General features: G+C 57.4%; 18 protein-coding genes and 1 pseudogene. 9 read left to right on the top strand and 10 right to left on the bottom strand.

What is annotated here, in order from left to right:
* Positions 1 to 63: 63 nt before the first annotated feature.
* Positions 64 to 1,419, bottom strand: coding sequence for a glutathione-disulfide reductase (gene gor, locus CMN55_RS10350; protein WP_293949728.1), 1,356 nt, complete (start codon positions 1,417 to 1,419; stop codon positions 64 to 66).
* A gap of 66 nt (positions 1,420 to 1,485) precedes the next feature.
* Positions 1,486 to 2,967, bottom strand: coding sequence for an NADP-dependent succinate-semialdehyde dehydrogenase (gabD, locus tag CMN55_RS10345; RefSeq protein WP_293949727.1), 1,482 nt, complete (start codon positions 2,965 to 2,967; stop codon positions 1,486 to 1,488).
* A gap of 214 nt (positions 2,968 to 3,181) precedes the next feature.
* Between gabD and CMN55_RS10340 the strand changes: the two genes are divergently transcribed.
* The 6 genes from CMN55_RS10340 to CMN55_RS10315 all read left to right on the top strand — a co-directional run bounded on the left by CMN55_RS10340 (position 3,182) and on the right by CMN55_RS10315 (position 7,576).
* Positions 3,182 to 4,129: a cation diffusion facilitator family transporter gene (locus CMN55_RS10340; protein WP_293949726.1), complete on the top strand. Its 948-nt coding sequence runs from the start codon at positions 3,182 to 3,184 to the stop codon at positions 4,127 to 4,129.
* A 35-nt stretch (positions 4,130 to 4,164) separates the two neighbouring features.
* Positions 4,165 to 4,662, top strand: a complete 498-nt coding sequence (locus tag CMN55_RS10335; protein ID WP_293949725.1) for a PAS domain-containing protein — start codon at positions 4,165 to 4,167, stop codon at positions 4,660 to 4,662.
* 316 nt (positions 4,663 to 4,978) lie between these two features.
* Positions 4,979 to 6,214, top strand: coding sequence for an SAM-dependent methyltransferase (locus tag CMN55_RS10330; protein ID WP_293949724.1), 1,236 nt, complete (start codon positions 4,979 to 4,981; stop codon positions 6,212 to 6,214).
* A 173-nt stretch (positions 6,215 to 6,387) separates the two neighbouring features.
* On the top strand, positions 6,388 to 6,579 hold the full coding sequence (locus CMN55_RS10325; RefSeq protein ID WP_293949723.1) for a hypothetical protein: 192 nt from the start codon (positions 6,388 to 6,390) through the stop codon (positions 6,577 to 6,579).
* Between the two features lie 47 nt (positions 6,580 to 6,626).
* A complete protein-coding gene (locus CMN55_RS10320) occupies positions 6,627 to 7,199 on the top strand; it encodes a hypothetical protein (RefSeq protein ID WP_293949722.1) in 573 nt (190 codons plus the stop codon).
* A 101-nt stretch (positions 7,200 to 7,300) separates the two neighbouring features.
* Positions 7,301 to 7,576 carry a hypothetical protein gene (locus CMN55_RS10315; RefSeq protein WP_293949721.1) on the top strand — a complete coding sequence of 92 codons (276 nt, stop codon included), beginning with the start codon at positions 7,301 to 7,303 and terminating at the stop codon, positions 7,574 to 7,576.
* A 21-nt stretch (positions 7,577 to 7,597) separates the two neighbouring features.
* Here CMN55_RS10315 and glmS read toward each other — a convergent pair whose 3' ends face one another.
* Positions 7,598 to 9,421 (bottom strand): glutamine--fructose-6-phosphate transaminase (isomerizing), encoded by a 1,824-nt coding sequence (gene glmS / locus CMN55_RS10310; protein WP_293949720.1) that lies wholly within the window; start codon positions 9,419 to 9,421, stop codon positions 7,598 to 7,600.
* A gap of 33 nt (positions 9,422 to 9,454) precedes the next feature.
* A pseudogene (glmU, locus tag CMN55_RS10305) lies at positions 9,455 to 10,792 on the bottom strand (bifunctional UDP-N-acetylglucosamine diphosphorylase/glucosamine-1-phosphate N-acetyltransferase GlmU).
* Between the two features lie 110 nt (positions 10,793 to 10,902).
* Between glmU and gph the strand changes: the two are divergent.
* Positions 10,903 to 11,580 (top strand): phosphoglycolate phosphatase, encoded by a 678-nt coding sequence (gene gph / locus CMN55_RS10300; RefSeq protein ID WP_293949719.1) that lies wholly within the window; start codon positions 10,903 to 10,905, stop codon positions 11,578 to 11,580.
* On the opposite strand, the gene CMN55_RS10295 is transcribed toward gph, so the two are convergent.
* The 5 genes from CMN55_RS10295 to CMN55_RS10275 all read right to left on the bottom strand — a co-directional run bounded on the left by CMN55_RS10295 (position 11,577) and on the right by CMN55_RS10275 (position 14,784).
* The gene (locus CMN55_RS10295; RefSeq protein ID WP_293949718.1) at positions 11,577 to 11,999 is read right to left on the bottom strand and encodes a DUF2846 domain-containing protein; all 423 of its coding nucleotides are present in this window, start codon (positions 11,997 to 11,999) and stop codon (positions 11,577 to 11,579) included. The genes gph and CMN55_RS10295 overlap by 4 nt on opposite strands.
* Before the next feature lie 84 nt (positions 12,000 to 12,083).
* Positions 12,084 to 13,067 carry an alpha/beta hydrolase gene (locus tag CMN55_RS10290; RefSeq protein ID WP_293949717.1) on the bottom strand — a complete coding sequence of 328 codons (984 nt, stop codon included), beginning with the start codon at positions 13,065 to 13,067 and terminating at the stop codon, positions 12,084 to 12,086.
* Positions 13,067 to 13,672, bottom strand: a complete 606-nt coding sequence (locus tag CMN55_RS10285; protein ID WP_293949716.1) for a uracil-DNA glycosylase family protein — start codon at positions 13,670 to 13,672, stop codon at positions 13,067 to 13,069. Before CMN55_RS10285 ends, CMN55_RS10290 begins: the two co-directional genes overlap by 1 nt.
* A 34-nt stretch (positions 13,673 to 13,706) precedes the next feature.
* A complete protein-coding gene (locus tag CMN55_RS10280; RefSeq protein WP_293949715.1) occupies positions 13,707 to 13,991 on the bottom strand; it encodes a hypothetical protein in 285 nt (94 codons plus the stop codon).
* Positions 13,984 to 14,784 carry a crotonase/enoyl-CoA hydratase family protein gene (locus CMN55_RS10275; RefSeq protein WP_293949714.1) on the bottom strand — a complete coding sequence of 267 codons (801 nt, stop codon included), beginning with the start codon at positions 14,782 to 14,784 and terminating at the stop codon, positions 13,984 to 13,986. Before CMN55_RS10275 ends, CMN55_RS10280 begins: the two co-directional genes overlap by 8 nt.
* A 153-nt stretch (positions 14,785 to 14,937) precedes the next feature.
* Here CMN55_RS10275 and CMN55_RS10270 point away from each other — a divergent pair, with 153 nt between their 5' ends.
* The gene (locus CMN55_RS10270; protein WP_293949713.1) at positions 14,938 to 15,831 is read left to right on the top strand and encodes a DMT family transporter; all 894 of its coding nucleotides are present in this window, start codon (positions 14,938 to 14,940) and stop codon (positions 15,829 to 15,831) included.
* Positions 15,832 to 15,938: 107 nt separating this feature from the next.
* Positions 15,939 to 16,397, top strand: coding sequence for a hypothetical protein (locus tag CMN55_RS10265; RefSeq protein ID WP_293949712.1), 459 nt, complete (start codon positions 15,939 to 15,941; stop codon positions 16,395 to 16,397).
* A 78-nt stretch (positions 16,398 to 16,475) separates the two neighbouring features.
* On the opposite strand, the gene CMN55_RS10260 is transcribed toward CMN55_RS10265, so the two are convergent.
* Positions 16,476 to 17,533: Zn-dependent hydrolase (locus CMN55_RS10260; RefSeq protein WP_293949711.1), on the bottom strand; the 1,058-nt coding region annotated here is incomplete at its 5' end.

Genomic DNA, 17,533 nt, shown 5'->3' with positions numbered 1-17,533 from the left:
AAATGATTTTTAAGCCGATTTCGCAAAAAAATCGGCTGTTTTGATGTGGCGGCGGGCGACGGATCAGCCGCCGGTATATTTCTCGCGCATGGTAACAATCTCCTCGGCCAGCGACGGATGCACGCCGACGGTCGCATCGAACTGCGCCTTGGTCGCCTTGCATTTAAGGGCAATGCCGACGGCCTGAATGATTTCCGCCGCATCCCCACCGACGATATGCGCGCCGACGACGATGTCCGATTTCGGCTCGACAATCAGCTTGACAAACGCCTGCTCCGTCCCGCCGGTCAGTGTCATTTTCATCGGCCGGAACTGGGATTTATAGATATCCACCGCGCCGAATTTCTCCCGCGCCTCGGCCTCCGTCAGCCCGACGGTGCCGACCTGCGGCTGGGAAAAGACGGCGGAGGGGACATTTTCGTGATCGGCTGCGCGCGGCCGTCCGCCGAATACCGTCTCGGCGAAGGCCATGCCTTCGTGAATGGCGACGGGGGTCAGCGCAATGCGGTCCGTGACATCGCCGACCGCATAGATATTGTCCACCGATGTCTGCGAATCCGGCGTCACCTTGACCGCGCCGTTTTCTTTAAGCGTAACGCCCACTTCCTCAAGGCCGATGTCCTTCGTATTCGGCGCCCGGCCCGTGGCATACATGATGGCATCGGCTTCCAGCACATCACCGTCTTCCAGTGTGACTTTCAATCCGTTGTCGGTTTTCTCGATTTTCGCCGGATTGGCGTTGGTGCGCAGCTGGATCCCTTTCTTCTGGATTTCAGCGGCAAGGAAATTCCGCACATCATCATCGAAGCCGCGCAAAATTTGCGTGCTGCGGTAAAGCTGCGTCACCTCTGCGCCGAGGCCATTGAAAATCCCGGCGAATTCCACGGCGATATAGCCGCCGCCAACCACGATCACCCGTTTGGGGAAGCTTTCCAGATGAAACGCCTCATTCGAGGAGATGGCATGTTCAATGCCGGGCACATCGGGCATGACCGGCGTGCCGCCCGTCGCGATCAGGATATATTTCGCCGTGATGGTCTGATCGCCGACCTTGACGGTGTTCTTGTCAAGAAGCGTCGCCCGGCCATTATACAGCGTGACATTGTTGTTTTTCAGGATGTTGTGATAAATCCCGTTCAGCCTGTCGATCTCTTTGTCCTTGTTGGCGATCAGCTTCGGCCAGGAGTGGCTGGTCTCCCCCACCGTCCAGCCATAGCCTTCCGCGTCATGGAAATCTTCGGAAAAATGGCTCGCATAGACCAGCAGCTTTTTGGGCACGCAACCGCGGATGACGCAGGTGCCGCCGACGCGATATTCCTCGGCGATGGCCACGCGGGCGCCGAGGCTGGAGGAAATGCGCGAGGCGCGAACGCCGCCGGATCCGGCGCCGATAACAAACAGATCGTAATCAAATGTCACTTCTATACTTCCCTTGGGTCGGATGCCGGGCAGGCATCGGGTTGGCGCAGCCCCTGGCGGACGTCGTTAGCTGTTGATGCCGCCGATACACATGTATTTAATCTCGAGGTAATCATCAATGCCATATTTTGATCCCTCGCGCCCGATGCCCGATTGCTTGACCCCGCCGAAGGGCGCGACTTCCGTCGAGATGATGCCCGTATTGATGCCGACAATGCCATATTCAAGCGCTTCGCCGACCCGCCAGATGCGGCCGATATCCCGCGCGCAGAGATAGGCGGCAAGGCCGAATTCCGTATCATTGGCCATTTGGATCACCTCCGCCTCGTCCTTGAATTTGAAGACGGGGGCCATGGGTCCGAAGGTTTCCTCCCGCGCGACAATCATGTCCTGTGTTGCGCCGGTCAGCAGGGTGGGTTCAAAAAAGCTGTGGCCGAGCTTGTGGCGCTCGCCGCCGACGATCACTTTCGCGCCTTTCTGCACGGCATCTTTAATATGCGCCTCAACCTTCTCAACCGCCGCCTCGGTGATCAGCGGGCCCTGCATCACCCCGTCATCGAGGCCATTGCCGACTTTGAGCGACTTCACCCGTGCGGCAAGCTTTTCAACAAAGGCGTCATGGATGCCATCCTGCACATACAGGCGATTGGCGCAGACGCAGGTCTGGCCCGAGTTGCGGTATTTGGAGGCGATGGCCGCCTCCACCGCTTCATCAAGGTTGGCGTCATCGAAGACGATGAAGGGCGCATTGCCGCCAAGCTCCATGGAGGTTTTCTTGACTGTCGCGGCGCATTTTTCCATCAGCAGCTTGCCAACCCGGGTGGAGCCGGTGAAGGTCAGCTTGGCGACGATGGGGTTGGAGGTCATCTCACCGCCGATTTCCGAGGATTCCCCCGTTACGACACTCAAAATTCCGGCAGGTATCCCTGCCCGTTCCGCCAGCACCGCGATGGCGAAGGCGGAATAAGGCGTCAGCTCCGCAGGCTTGATCACCATCGGGCAACCGGCGGCAAGCGCAGGCGCGGCCTTTCGGGTAATCATGGCGATGGGGAAATTCCACGGCGTAATGGCGACGGTGACGCCGATCGGCTGCTTGATGACAACGATCCGCTTGTCGCTCTGATGCTCCGGGATGGTGTCGCCATAGAGGCGCTTGCCCTCTTCGGCGAACCATTCGATGAAAGACGCGCCATAGGCCACCTCCCCCTTTGCCTCGGCCAGCGGCTTGCCCATTTCAATGGTCATGATGCGGGCGAGATCATCCGTATTTTCCAGCATCAGATCATGCCATTTACGAAGAATGACAGCCCGCTCCTTGGCCGTTTTGCCGGCCCAGCCGGGCATGGCCTTCTTTGCCGCTTCAATGGCGCGGCGGGTTTCCGCCTGTCCCATTTTCGGAGCGGTGCCGATCACCTCCCCCGTGGCGGGGTTGGTCACCTCAAGGGTTGCGCCGCTATCCGCATCGCACCATTTGCCGCCCACAAGCCCCTGCATCCGGAGGAGATCGGGATCTTTCAGGTTAAGCGGGTTTGTGGTCTTGTCGAGCATGACGCCCTCCTTGGGTTCTATGGTCTGAAATGTCTGAATTAAAGGCACGCGAGAAGCGGATTGCCGCCCTCGGCTTTTCCCCTTGTGGGGGATTTGGAGTTTAGGACAGAAAGGTCAATAGTCAATCATTGCCCGCGAATGGCCGCTTGATTTTACAATTGAAGTTGGTGAAGATCAAATTGACGCCGATAAAAAAGTTGATGAGGGGAAAAAGATGGCGAGCGGTTCCAAGAAGGTTATCTACGCGGCGCTGATCGGCAATTCCCTGATTGCCGTCTCCAAATTCACCGCCGCTTTTTTCACCGGCTCTTCGGCGATGTTGTCTGAAGGCGTGCATTCGCTAGTCGATACCGGCAACCAGATTCTCATGCTGCACGGGCTCAAACGCGCGGAAAAGCGGGCCGATGCGATTCATCCGTTCGGCTACGGGATGGAGCTGTATTTCTGGGCTTTTGTCGTCGCCATCCTGATCTTCGCGCTCGGCGCCGGGATCTCCCTGTATGAAGGGATCAAGCATATCGCCCATCCGGAGCCGATCACCGATCCCACCTGGAATTATGTGGTGCTGGGCCTTGCCATTATTTTTGAAGGCTGGGCCTGGACCGTCGCCTGGCTGGAATTCAAGCGCGGCATTGGCAAACGCGGCATCTGGCAGTCGGTGCGCCAGAGCAAGGACCCCACCGTCTTTACCATCCTGTTCGAGGATACGGCCGCCATGCTGGGCCTGATTGCGGCGCTGATCGGGATTTTCCTTGCCCAGCGTCTCGGCATTCCGGAACTGGACGGCGTGGCCTCCGTGGTTATCGCGGCCATTCTCGCCAGTGTTGCCGTACTGCTCGCCATCGAATGCAAGGGGCTGCTGATCGGGGAGAGTGCGGGACCCGTGGTGCGGGAGGGCGTGCGCGCGCTGGTCGCCCGCGATCCGCGGATCGAAAATCTCAATGAGCTGCTGACCATGCATCTGGGGCCGAAGGATATACTGGTTAACCTCAGCCTTGATTTCGCCGATCCCCTTACCGCCGCCGAGGTGGAGCAGACCATCAGCGATCTGGAGCGGCGCATCAAGACGGAATTTCCGGACATCCGCCGCGTCTTTATCGAGGCGCAGAGCCTCAGCGCCCACAAACAGGCAACATCGTCGGAAGATATTTACAAAAAATAGGGCTGTAACAGCGCCATAAAACAGAGGGAACGCGGATGACGGAACAGGTGGAGGAGGAGGCTCGGTCGGACAATTTCAGAAAAATTATCCGTCTTGAGGTGACATCCGCAGATGATTTCCGCACTCAGCCGGTGCGGCGGCTGTATGACTGGTGGGCCGGGTATCAGCCCGCGCTGCCGCGCCGCAGCGATTTTGATATCACTGAGCACTGGAGCATTGCCCCGTCCCTCTATCTGAATGAAGTAGCCGCGCCGGGCCATTATCAGCGTCGCCTGAACGGCGAAGGCGTGGTGACGCTTATTGGCGTCTCCTTGCGCGGGCATGACATCACCCGCACCAGCCCGTTGCCGGAATTGCGCCGTCTCGCCGCGTATCTCGACAGTGTCGTCGAAAGTCGTCACTGCCGCCGCTGCTGCGGCTTTGCCGAGGTGCAGGGCACCACCGGTCAGGAATTTGAAAGCGTCGATTGCCCGCTTCTGGATGAGGCGGGGGACGTGCGCTTTATCCTTGGCGCCATTTCCCTGATCGACTGATCTTCCCTGTCCCGGATCCGGCAGCCTTGACCGGGAAACCGCTGTTTTCAGGCCCCTTTTCGCTCCGGCATTGGAAAAAGGGGCTTGATTTTGCGCGAATCACGATCCAGAATTATCTAATGTTTGAATTTGCATGAGTTGAAGACGAACGTCGGCAGGCTGATCCCGGTTCACGCAATTCTGCTGTGGCCCGGGTAAATTCAAACGCAACGGCGCCCCTCCCGGGACGTTTGACTGCCCTCCCGTTCGACGCCTCCGGTCATTTCGGATAACCGGAGACGAAACTGCTTCGGCTCGCAAGCTGAAAGGAGTTCGGATGTTCCTGTTGTCGCAACTGCTCAAACGCCTCATCACCCAGGGTACGCTGACGGTTTTCGATGCGGACGGCAAGGAGCATTATTTCAAAGGCCGGACGGAGGGACCCGCCCTCACCCTGCGCCTGCATTCAAAAGCGGTGGAAAACAAGCTCGCGCTTTATCCCAAACTCTATCTCGGCGAAGCCTATATGGAGGGGGACATCAGTGTTGAAGGCGGCGATATCTATGATCTGCTGGATCTGTTCACCCGTAATCTCGGCTGGGGGTCGCGTCATCCTCTCGCCAGTTTTGGGGATTTTCTCTATCGTTTCTACTGGTTCTTCAAACAGTTCAACCCGAAGAGCCGCTCACGCCGCAATGTCGCCCATCATTACGATCTTGGCGATGAGTTTTACGAGTTGTTTCTGGATAAGAACCGGCAATATTCCTGCGCCTATTTCAAGACGCCCGATGACAGCATCGATCAGGCACAGCAACAGAAAATGGCGCATATCGCGGCCAAGCTGGCGCTGAAACCGGGGCAGAAAGTGCTCGATATCGGCTGCGGCTGGGGCGGTATGGCGCGGTTTCTGGCCGAACATGCCGATGTCAATGTCACCGGTGTCACCCTGTCCACGAACCAGCATGCCTACGCCCGGCAGAAAGCGGCGGAAATGGGCCTTGGCGAGCGGGTCGATTACCGCCTGACCGATTACCGCGATGTCGGCGAGAAATTCGACCGCATTGTCTCCGTCGGCATGTTCGAACATGTGGGCGCGCCCCATTACGGGAAATTTTTCCGCAAGGTGAAGGATATCCTCACCGATGACGGGGTGGCGCTGCTGCATAGCATCGGCGCCGCAGATGTACCCGCGCCCACCAATGCGTGGATCGAAAAATATATTTTCCCCGGCGGCTATATCCCGTCGCTGTCGCAGGTGATGCCCGCCATCGAAAAGGCCGGGCTCTATGTCACCGATGTGGAGATTTTGCGCGTACATTATGCCGAGACCCTGCGCGCCTGGCGGCAGCGCTTCCACGCCAATATCGACAAGGTGCGGGAGATGTATGACGACCGTTTCTGCCGCATGTGGGACTATTATCTCTCGGCGAGCGAAGTGTCGTTCCGCAACAGCGGCCTGATGGTGTTCCAGATCCAGCTGGCGAAACGCCTGACCGATCTGCCGCTGACCCGCGATTATATCCATGAGGTGGAGGAAAAGGGCATCGGCGGCGCCCGCATTGCGGCGGAATAGCCGCGCCGGACGTTGATCGGCCTGGAATTCTTCCCATATTATAGGATGGATGGCTATCCCATCATATGGGCAGAGAGCCCACCCGCCCGGCGTTCGAAACCGCGTGTTTTTTATATTCCGGATCGGCAATCTGGTGTAGAATAGCCCCGGTTATGTCTGATTGCGAGGAAGACATGTCAAAGACAGAAGCCCTGATCCTGACGAAAAAGGAACGTCAGAAGATTATCGACAGGTTCAAACGGTACAATCTTTTCGGAAATCTACCGCATGTTCATGTCAAAGGAATCGACGGCTGGCCGCCGGCTGAACAGGCCGATGAGGAAGTCACTCCGGCATCCAAAACAGCCGCCAAGAACAAGGAATAGAACCGCCCGGCTCTGTTCTGCAAAGCGTTGGGGGGCGCTTTTAACCCATGGCATGGATTTATGATACCCTTGTTCAGGATGAAGAAGATATTTCCGGCCAGTTTGCCTATCTGTTCTATAAACATGAAAAGCGGAAGCGCGCCGAATATCTGAAACAAACCGGCGATTCTGACGACGAAATTGCCATCAAGCTGCGCAAATATCAGGATACCGTCGCGACCGATCCGGAAAATATCAAGGTTTTCAAAGAGGGCGGCGCGAAACGACTGCAAGACTTTCTTCAGGCGATGCAGGACGCAACACTGGAAGAGGCACGCCGCAAATTCCTTCAGGAACATCAGGAAATCGGCCAGGCTGTTCGTGATCTTGATAAGCTGGTCGGGCAAAAGCGCGGCTTGGGCCAACGCTTCACAAGCTGGCTTTTGATTGGCATGCGGTCATGGCTGTCAACGGCGATCTGGGGAGTGTTCATTGGGTGTATTCTGCTCCTCCTTGCCTGGCTTGTCGCACCTCAAGGAACAGAGGAGGCGGCGAAAAGTTTCTGGGACAAGGCGATGGACGGCCTGTCCCATTTTATCGACTGTCAGAAGTCCGTCGCCCCACCTGAATGCAAGGAGTAACCCCTACTCCACCGTGACGGATTTGGCGAATTATATAGAATTAGGCAATTAAAAATAGTAAATTCAGCTCTCTTAAACTATTTTTTGAGGAGCTAACAAGTATGAATAGTTGGATATCGAATATTTTTGGAACTATGTTAAATATCCTTCACGTCTTGGCCCTGTTTGGTGTTCTTTTGCTTTGGAATAATCTATCCGTTACGAATACAGACCTTGTAACACTACTCTCAATAGTAGGTGGCGTTGCCATAATCTATATACTTTCTATAGGGGTTTTGGCTACCTTGATAACAATCAATGAACGGCTCGGAAAAATCGTTGAACTGTTAAATAACAAAGATGGCGGAAATAATCCGCACTTTAAAAGAATTAATTGATATTTTCCTTACTAGTAACCCCTACTCCACCGTCACGGATTTGGCGAGGTTGCGGGGCTGATCGACGTCGGTGCCTTTCAGAACCGCGACGTGATAGGCGAGGATCTGCACCGGGATCGCATAGAGGATCGGCGCGACGAACGGATCGACGGCGGGCAGTTCGATAGAGCCGAGCGCGCGATCGCCAAGCTGCTTGATCCCGGCGGCGTCGGAGAGGAAGATCACCCGCGCATTCCGCGCCATCACCTCCTGCATGTTGGACGCGGTTTTCTCGAAATAGGGATCGCTTGGCGCGACCACGATCACCGGCACCAGCTCGTCAATCAGCGCGATGGGTCCGTGCTTGAGCTCTCCCGCGGCATAGCCTTCCGCATGGATGTAGGAGATTTCCTTTAATTTAAGCGCGCCTTCAAGGGCAATGGGATAGCCCGTGCCGCGACCGATATAGAGCACGTCGCGGGCCTCGAATATTTCCTCGGCAAGGCCGCGGATATTTTCGTCACTATCGAGGATTTCAGCCGCCCGCGCCGGGACTTCGGCCAGCGCCTTGCAAAGCCGCGCCTCCTCCGCATGGTTGATGACGCCGCGCTTCACCCCCGCGTCAATGGCAATACAGGCCAGCGTCACAAGCTGGCAGGTGAAGGCCTTGGTGGAGGCGACGCCGATTTCCGGCCCGGCCTGGGNATGGAAGACGAAATCCGATTCCCGGCCCATGGAGCTTTCCTCCACATTGACGATGGAGGCGATATGCTGTCCGTTCGCCTTGGCGTATTTCAGCGCGGCGAGGGTGTCCGCCGTCTCGCCGGACTGGGAGATAAAGAGCGCGAGGCCGCCTTTTTTGAGCGGCATGTGGCGGTAACGGAATTCGGAGGCGATATCCACCTCTACATTGAGATCGGCAATCCCCTCGAACCAGTATTTGGCGATCATCCCGGCGTAAAAGGACGTGCCGCAGGCGACAATGGTGACTTTCGGCAGCTCATTCCAGTCGAACGGCAGGTCGGGCAGCGTAATGGTGCGGCTTTTCGGGTTGAAGAAGGCATTCAGCGTCTCCCCCATCACGGCGGGTTGCTCGGCGATTTCCTTCATCATGAAATGGCGGTGGTTGCCCTTGCCGATCATCGCGCCGGAAAGCTGCGTCTGCTTGATGGCGCGTTCGACCTTGTTGTGATCCTTGTCATAGAAGGTGGCTCCATCACGGGTGAGAACGGCCCAGTCGTCCTCCTCCAGATAGGAAATGCGCACCGTGAGCGGCGCGAGCGCGAGGGCGTCAGAGCCGAGATACATTTCCCCCTCTCCCCAGCCGACCGCGAGCGGCGCGCCGCGGCGCGCGCCGATCATCAGATTGTCATGGCCTTTGAAGATAACGGCGAGAGAGAAGGCCCCGTGCAGCCGTTTCAACGCGGCGGCCATCGCCTCCTCCGGCGTTTTGCCCGCGTCGATATAGCTGCTGATCAACTGCGCGGCAATTTCCGTATCGGTCTCGCTTTCAAAGCTGTAGCCCTTGCCCGTCAATTCCTCCGCCAGTTCGCGGTAATTCTCGATAATGCCGTTATGGACGAGGGCAATCTGCCCCGTCATATGCGGATGGGCGTTCACTTCATTCGGCACGCCATGGGTCGCCCAGCGGGTATGGCCGATTCCGGCGAGGCCCTGAAGGCCGTTAGATTGCAGCACTTTTTCGAGATTTTCGAGCTTGCCTTCGGCGCGGCGGCGGTCCAGNCCGCTGTCCGTCAGGGTNGCGATCCCGGCGCTGTCATAGCCGCGATACTCAAGCCGCTTCAGACCGCCGATCAATGACGGCACAACGTNTTTCTTGCCGAGAACNCCGATAATCCCACACATATNTCAAATACCTTTTAAATCAGATAGATATAACTATTTTACAATCTTNTTNTTGAGCTCNCGGAAGCGTTTNGCCCAGCCNGGTTTCTGCTGNTCCGNCGCCCGNTCNANNCCNAGNGCNTCCGCCGCCACATCGCGGGAGATGGTGCTGCCCGCGCCGATGATGGCCCCGTCNCCGATCTTGACCGGCGCGACCAANGCGCTGTTGGANCCGATGAAGGCCCCCGCNCCGATATCGGTNTTGAATTTGTCGTAGCCGTCATAGTTGCAGGTGATGGTGCCNGCGCCGATATTNGCCTCCGCCCCCACNCGNGCATCNCCGATGTAGGAGAGATGGCTGACTTTNGCNCCTTTNTCCANNGTTGATTTCTTCACCTCGACAAAATTNCCGATTTTCACATCTTCGGCAATCTCCGCGCCGGGGCGCAGCCGNGCGAAGGGGCCGATCTGCGCCGCCNCGCCAATGGATGTGCCCTCCAGATGGCTGAAGGCCTTGATNCGNACNTNATCNCCGACCGTCACCTTGGGGCCGAAAAAGACGCCGGGCTCGATCACCACATCCCGCCCGAGTTTTGTATCATGGCTGAACCACACCTGANCGGGATCAATCAGCGTCGCGCCATTNTGCATGGCGGNGGCGCGCCAGCGGGCCTGCGCAATGGCCTCGGCCTCCGCAAGCTGNGNNCGATTGTTGACGCCGAGNAGCTCCTCCTCNTCACCCTTNACATAGGCGCAGGTGAGGCCGCNTTTATTGGCGATTTCAACGATATCGGTGAGGTAATATTCCCCCTTGGCGTTNNTNTTNNCNATGGCGGTGATCAGNTCTTTAAGATGNGCGCCGGAAATCGCCATGACNCCGGAATTGCANAGNCCGATGGCCCGCTCCTCCGCGCTTGCATCGGCAAATTCGACAATGGCGGTGAGATTGCCGTCTTTATCGGTNACNAGGCGGCCATATTCCAGCGGATCGTCGGGTTCGAACCCCAGCACGACNACGGCGCAGGNCGCCTTNTCCCGGCGCTTGGCAATCATTTTTTCAAGGGTCGCCGTTTCGATCAGCGGCGTATCGCCATACAGAATAAGCACATCGCCGGTAAATCCCTCAAGACTATCGAGCGCCGCGGCCACCGCATGGCCGGTGCCAAGGGCTTCCTGCTGAATGGCGATTTCGGCGGGCGCGACGGCTTTTTTGACGCTGTCCATGGCCGGCGCGGTGACGACCACGACCTTCTCGGGCGTGAGCATGGCGACGCTGCCCAGCAGGTGATTGATCATGGGACGACCGCCCAGCTCATGCATCACCTTGGGCTTGTTCGATTTCATGCGTGTGCCGGCCCCGGCTGCGAGGACAACGGCGGCAATGCTTGACATATCTTTACTCGTTTTTCGCAAATTAACAGTTCTTGCCACTGGACTTGGGCCTAAATAAGCCCTAACCCTACAGAGAAACAAATAAAAAAATGTTACCGGATTTTACATAAATGCTCGATATCGCCGTTATTTTCGATCTGGACGGGACGCTGGTGGACAGTGCGCCGGACCTTCACGCCGCCCTTAATCACGCGCTGCAACGCGGTGGCCGGGAGACGGTTAGCCTTGAGGCCGTGCGGCATATGGTCGGACGCGGCGCGCGGGTGCTGCTGGAACGCGGACTTGTGGCCACCGGCGGCATGCCGGAACCTGAGAAATTTGAAGAGCTTGTGGAATATTTCTTCACCTATTACGGCGCGCATGTGAGCGATGAGAGCCGTGTTTTCGACGGGGTGCGGGAGGCCCTTGACGCGCTGCGCCATGAAGGCGCGGTCATGGGCGTCTGCACCAACAAGCCACTGCAATTCGCCATTCCGCTGCTGGAGGATCTGAATCTCGCCTCCTATTTGGATGCCATCATCGGCGCCGACAGCTTTCCCTTTCGCAAGCCCGATCCGCGCCATCTGACCGGCACGCTGGAGGCGATGGGCGTCGCGTCCCGCCGCGCTTTTATGGTCGGCGACAGCATCAGCGATATTGATGCCGCGAAGGGTGCGGAAATGCCGGTGATCGCCGTCAGCTTTGGCTACACGGAAACGCCAGTGCAACAGCTCGGCCCCGATCATATCATCGATCATTTCAACGAACTGCTGCCGCTGATCCGACAACTGACGGTGAGCCCGGCCTAGTCTCCCTGATAGCGCATTTCCTTGAGCTCGATGACCGCTTTTTCTTCGGGCACAAGGACTGTGTTAAAGACCATGCGCCACACTCCCTGAGTGAAAATTTTCAAATAGTATGTTTGTCCTTCCACGACATCCAGCAGCATCGCTTCATCAACAACATGGACGTCTGTCCGAAATTCATGCTCACCCGGATCGGTTTGAAAAGTGATATATCCGCCTGCATTTAATATCCCGACCTGCTTTCCGTTATCCAGGAATGGTGAGGTTACACCAACCCCCCGGAATTGATCCAACCGATAGACATAAACGAGAGCCTTGCCGGGTTCGGGCTTCAGGCCCGCATTATGATCTGAAAATTTTGGCCCGGTCGCCGTACAGCCGACAAGAATAAGGACGGCAAGAACGCTGAAAACAAACCGCATGAAAACACCTGATCAGATTGAGATAGAGTATATTTTACTATCGCAATACGGTTGTGTGTGCAATCGGTAATTTGTTGAATTTCCTTAGTCTTCGCTCTTGATCCACGGCAGTTCGGCGACTTTTTTGCCGGACGGGATATCCCGGTTCAGGATCCATCCGGCGATATCCTTCCACACGACCGGCCCCTGCAGATCGCGCATCAGCATATGCCAGCCATCCTCGTAATAGACAAGCTCGGCGCTCGCAGGCAGTTCGGCGGCGATTTTCCCGGTCGGCTCCTCCGGGACAAGCTGGTCATGCGCGCCATAAAGCATCAGGATGGGGACATCGCCCAGCTTCCCGGCGGCGTCATAGGCCTCATCCATGATATCGACAAGGCCATAGATGGCGTCGATGCGGGTTTCCTTGATAAACAGCGGATCCGCGCCGAGGGCTTTCAGAATCTCGATATTATCGCTCGCCTGAATGCCGGTTCCCTCCCCCGTGAGGGTGACGTAGGGGACGCTGTGCGCAGCCGCCCACAGGATCGCCTGATAGAAGGGGTTCATGGCCTGCCAGCCCCAGACCGCGGGCGCGGACAGGATCACCCCGTCCACCTCCGGGAAATCATCGCTGGTGAGCGCCGTGATCAGCACCGCGCCGCCCATGCTCTCGCCGATCAGATAGAGCGGCGTTTCGGGATATTTCGCCCGCGCCTCCTGCACCATGGTTTTGAGATCACGGATCAGCAATTCCTTGCCCGGCCAGATGCCAAAATTCGGGGCCTCGCCAAAGCCGCGCTGATCATAGGCGATGGTGGTGATGCCCTGCCCCTGCCACCAGTCGGCGGGCAGGCTGTAGGCATGGCTGTAATCATTGAAGCCATGCACGGCGATCAGGATGGCCTTGGCCTCCCCCTCTGCGGGCCACAGCCGGACGGGCAGCCGCGCGCCGTCCCCCGCCTGCAGATAACTCTCGCCAAGCTCCGGCTCGCCCCGGTTTTCCCCGGCTTCCTGCACTACGGGCGTGCAGGCGACGAGCAGAGTACCGAGCCAGAGGCCGGACAGCAGACGGAAAAGCGGCAGCATTACATCACCTCATCAAGCAGCGTATGGACGCGGGCCCGAAGATGCGGGATAACCTCCGCCTCGAACCAATCATTCTTCTTCATCCAGCCCTGCACCCGCCAGCTTGGATGCGGCAGCGGCAGGAGAGCGGGGCCATAGTCGCGATAGGCGGCCACCGTCTCCGTCAGGGTCTTTTTGCGCCGGGAAGACAGATAGTATTTATGCGCATACTGCCCGACCGCAAGCGTCAGGGCGACATTTCTGAGTTCCGGGATCAGGCGCGGATGCCAGGTTGCCGCGCATTCGGGGCGGGGCGGCGCATCGCCGCCTTTATCGAGCTTGCCCGGATAGCAGAACCCCTGCGGCACAATGGCGAAATAGCGCGGGTCATAGAAAACCTCCGGCGGCACATCGAGCCAGTCGCGCAAACGCTCCCCCGACGGATCATCCCACGGGATACCGCTTTCATGAACTTTTGTGCCGGGCGCCTGCCCGGCGATCAGGATGGGGGCGCGGATATCGGCAATCAGCACGGGCCGAGGGCCGAGGGGCAGATGCGCCGCACAGAGGCGGCAGGCGCGGATGTCGTTAAGAAGGCGGGTAAGCGCGGCCGGATTTTCCGTCATGGCCCCTCCTTTGTTATGTCGTTCCGCCCGCCGGTCAGGCGCCGCCCGGCCGTTTCCACAACCCGTCCAGTAGGCGCCGCTGCGCCTTATTGGGGCGATGCAGAATAAGGCCGTCCGGCACGCCGGAGAGCCAGTTTTGTTCGGTTATTTTCGTTATTTTTTCGCCCCTTACGAGGCAGACTTGATTGTTATACTTAAAGATATCCCCCGCCGCCTGCTGCGGATAGAGGGCCGGGCTGGCGAGGCCGATGCGATATCCGGCCCCGGCCAGCCAGGCGGCCGCCTCCCGTCCTTCAAAAATGAGGACCGGCTCACTCACCCTTGTAGTTACCCGGCCGTTTTTCGAAAAAGGCGTCGATGGCTTCACTGTGATCCTTGGTATGATGGGCAATCGCCTGCAAGGCCGCGGACATTTCCAGCAGGCTTTCAAGGCGGCTATGTTCCCCTTCGCGCAGCAGCTTTTTCGCCATGCGCAGCGCATGCGGCGCGTTGGCGGCGATTCGCCCGGCGAGTTTCTTGGCGGCGGTCATCAGATCCGCATCCTCCACCACCTCGGAGACCAGGCCCCATTCAAGGGCGGTGTCGGCATTGATCATTTCGCCGGTGAAGGTCAGTTCGGCGGCGCGGCTGCTGCCGATGATGCGCGGCAGGAACCACGCCCCGCCGTCCCCCGGTATGATCCCGAGCTTGGCGAAACTTTCGGCGAACAGCGCGGATTTGCCTGCGATTCGAATGTCGCACATGCAGCTCAGATCGCAGCCCGCGCCGATGGCCGGGCCGTTGACGGCGGCAATCGTCGGCACTTCCAGATTATAGAAGGCGAGCGGAATTTTCTGGATGCCGTAGCGATAGGAATTGCGGATTTCCGCCGGGCTGCCCGCGAACAGCCCTTCCTTGTCGCGCATATGCTTGACATTGCCCCCGGCGGAGAAGGCCTTGCCCGCCCCTGTCAGGATGACGCAGCGCACGCTGTTGTCCGTATTGATCCGTTCGGCGGCATTCATAAATGCCGCGAAAAATTCATCTCCCGCGAGGGCATTGCGCTCCTCTGGCCGGTTGATCGTGAGGGTTACGATCCCCCCATCTTGTTCATAGATAAGTTCGTTTGTCATGATGGCAGAAACTACCCAATCGCGCGGCAAATAGGAAGCGGTAAATATATGCTTCTGTCCGGCGGGCTTCTGCCGATACTTGACATTCATGTGAAGGGGAAGAATTCTGTCCGGAGGGAGGCCGCTCCTCCAATAACAATAAAAAGGTTTCTCATGTCCGCCTCCGCCATTCCGCTCAAGGTGCAATCCGCCCATAAGGGCATTCTGCTGTTCTGCTGCGCGATTTTCCTGTTTGCGACAATGGATGCCGTCGCCAAATATGCCTCGGGGTTTTTCAATCCCATCCAGGTGGTCTGGGCGCGCTGTTTCTTTCATATCCTGCTGATGGTCATCATTCTGGGGCCAACCCATGGCCGCAAGCTGATCCGCACCAATAATCTTAAAATGCAGGTGGTGCGTTCCATCCTGCTGCTCGGCGCGACTGTCTCCATCTTCACCGCCGTCAAATATATCCCGCTCGCCGATGCCGGGGCGATCGGGGCGACGTCCCCCTTCTTCGTGATTCTGCTCTCGGCAATCCTGCTGAAGGAAAAGGTCAACAAACAGAAATGGATCGCCGTCGCGGTTGGTTTCACCGGCGCGATGATCGTGCTGCGCCCCGGCCTGGCGGAGGTGCATCCGGCGATGTTCCTCGTGCTGCTGATGGCGCTTTGCTATGCGCTCTATCAGCTGACGACGCGGTTTCTGGCGGGCGTGGATGATTCGCTGACCACCGCCTTCTATTCCGTCTCGGTCGGCACCGTGGTGGTGAGCTGCATCGTACCGTTTTTCTGGACGACGCCCGATCTGTTCGGCTGGGGCCTGCTGGCGCTTGTCGGGCTGATCGGCGGAGTCAGCCATTTCATCATGATCAAGGCGTTTGAATATACCACCGCCTCCACCACCGCGCCGTTCAACTATACGCAGCTTATCTGGATGACGATCATCGGGCTGATCTTCTTCGGCAATTTCCCCGATGGGTTCACCATTCTGGGCGCCGCCATCATCGTCGGCAGCGGCCTCTATGTGCTCTATCAGGAGCGCCGACAGAAGCAGAAACAGGGCTGAAACGGAAAACAGACCGATTTAGATTCCGTAATTGAATTATCAATGTAATATACAATTAAAGGGATTGTTGTGTTTTGACATTTAAGGCGATCTAGAGAGGTGAAATAATGAGTCATAACGCATTATTAGCAATTTTCATGCTGGCCTTAAGCCTTCTTTCCACAGTAGCAGCAGCAGAGGAAAAAAATTCACTGGAATATGCCAAGCTAGGCAGAACGACATGGTCAGCATTTGAATGCTCAATATTATCGCTAAACTCTGGGAAATCTGACGAACGAAAAAGATTGTTTAATATTGGCATGAATTCCGGAAAATCTTTTCTCTATGCGATAAAAAACAATAAAATAAAAAAATCAGATATTGATCAAAATGTTCCTGTAGGCGTGCTCGCTAATTTAGATGGTCCTAGTGATGATTTCATCCTCGGAGTAATTTGGAAATCTATCGGCACACATATTTATGACAACAACGCTAATGATTGTCCATTGTGCTGGAACAACGAAAAATTGAACAAAATCTGGTATGAAAATGCATATACTAATAAAAATTGCGCCCTAATAAAATAAAACTATGTTCTCAAAAAATATTTCTAATTTTTAATTTATTTTATGTTTTAAATTCTAGATAATTCAATCTTATAATTTTCAGGCCGTTCCGGCCCGCTCCAGCACGGCATGCAGCAGGACATTGCAACCGGCGGCGAGGTCTTCGGGAGTGGCCGCCTCGATCTCGTTATGGCTGATGCCGTCTTCGCAGGGGATAAAGATCATCGCCGTCGGCGCGACGCGGGCGATATAGCAGGCGTCATGCCCGGCGCCGGAGACAATGTCCATATGCGGCAGGCCCGCGGCCTGCGCCCCCTCCCGCACCGCACGGATGCAGTCCGCATCAAAACGGACGGGCGGTGAATACCAGATTTCCGCGAGCGCCAGTTGAAGCCCCTTTTCCGCCGCGACGTTTTCCGCGAAGGCCCGGAGCGCGGCGTCCATCTCGCTCAAGACCGCATCATCGGGATGGCGGAAATCGACGGTCAGGAACACCTCCCCCGGGATGGTGTTGCGGGAATTGGGGCGCACCTCCATCATGCCGACGGTGGCGCAGCCATGGGGCGGATGGGCGAGGCCGATGCGGTTTACCTCACTCACAAGGCGGGCGGCGGCGAGAAGCGCGTCTTTGCGCCGCGTCATCGGCGTCGGCCCGGCATGGGCCTCCTGCCCCGTGATCGTGATCTCATACCAGCGCTGCCCCTGCGCGCCAATGACAACGCCGATGGTTTTCTCCTCCTGCTCCAGAATGGGCCCCTGTTCGATATGCGCCTCAAAAAAGGCTTTGATCTCGCGGCCGCCGACCTCCTCCGTTCCGGCATAGCCGATGCGCTTCAGCTCCGCGCCGAGGGTCCGGCCCTCGGGATCGGTACGGCTGAGGCCATAGTCAAGGTCAAACGCGCCCGCAAACACGCCCGACGCCACCATGGCGGGCGCAAAGCGCGAGCCTTCCTCATTGGTCCAGACAACCACTTCGAGCGGGTGCCGGGTCGCAATCCCCGCATCATCAAGGCTGCGCAGCACCTCCAGCCCGGCGAGAACGCCATAAACCCCGTCAAACTTGCCGCCCGTCGGCTGGGTATCGAGGTGGGAGCCCATCATCACCGGCGGCAGGTCGGGATCCGCCCCCCATTCCGCCCACGAGCCGTCATAGATCG

Source organism: Sneathiella sp. (assembly GCF_002694385.1).
Taxonomy (GTDB): domain Bacteria; phylum Pseudomonadota; class Alphaproteobacteria; order Sneathiellales; family Sneathiellaceae; genus Sneathiella.
Note: the sequence above shows the minus strand (reverse complement) of the source record. Positions and strands in the feature narration are given on the sequence as shown.

Coding starts and splice junctions, on each gene's coding strand:
- CMN55_RS10340 (WP_293949726.1), top strand. CDS start 3,182: ATGGCGAGCGGTTCCAAGAAGGTTATCTACGCGGCGCTGATCGGCAAT.
- CMN55_RS10270 (WP_293949713.1), top strand. CDS start 14,938: ATGTCCGCCTCCGCCATTCCGCTCAAGGTGCAATCCGCCCATAAGGGC.
- CMN55_RS10295 (WP_293949718.1), bottom strand. CDS start 11,999: ATGCGGTTTGTTTTCAGCGTTCTTGCCGTCCTTATTCTTGTCGGCTGT.
- CMN55_RS10290 (WP_293949717.1), bottom strand. CDS start 13,067: ATGCTGCCGCTTTTCCGTCTGCTGTCCGGCCTCTGGCTCGGTACTCTG.
- CMN55_RS10325 (WP_293949723.1), top strand. CDS start 6,388: ATGTCAAAGACAGAAGCCCTGATCCTGACGAAAAAGGAACGTCAGAAG.
- gph (WP_293949719.1), top strand. CDS start 10,903: ATGCTCGATATCGCCGTTATTTTCGATCTGGACGGGACGCTGGTGGAC.
- CMN55_RS10315 (WP_293949721.1), top strand. CDS start 7,301: ATGAATAGTTGGATATCGAATATTTTTGGAACTATGTTAAATATCCTT.
- CMN55_RS10265 (WP_293949712.1), top strand. CDS start 15,939: ATGAGTCATAACGCATTATTAGCAATTTTCATGCTGGCCTTAAGCCTT.
- CMN55_RS10335 (WP_293949725.1), top strand. CDS start 4,165: ATGACGGAACAGGTGGAGGAGGAGGCTCGGTCGGACAATTTCAGAAAA.
- CMN55_RS10330 (WP_293949724.1), top strand. CDS start 4,979: ATGTTCCTGTTGTCGCAACTGCTCAAACGCCTCATCACCCAGGGTACG.
- gabD (WP_293949727.1), bottom strand. CDS start 2,967: ATGCTCGACAAGACCACAAACCCGCTTAACCTGAAAGATCCCGATCTC.
- CMN55_RS10320 (WP_293949722.1), top strand. CDS start 6,627: ATGGCATGGATTTATGATACCCTTGTTCAGGATGAAGAAGATATTTCC.
- CMN55_RS10275 (WP_293949714.1), bottom strand. CDS start 14,784: ATGACAAACGAACTTATCTATGAACAAGATGGGGGGATCGTAACCCTC.
- CMN55_RS10285 (WP_293949716.1), bottom strand. CDS start 13,672: ATGACGGAAAATCCGGCCGCGCTTACCCGCCTTCTTAACGACATCCGC.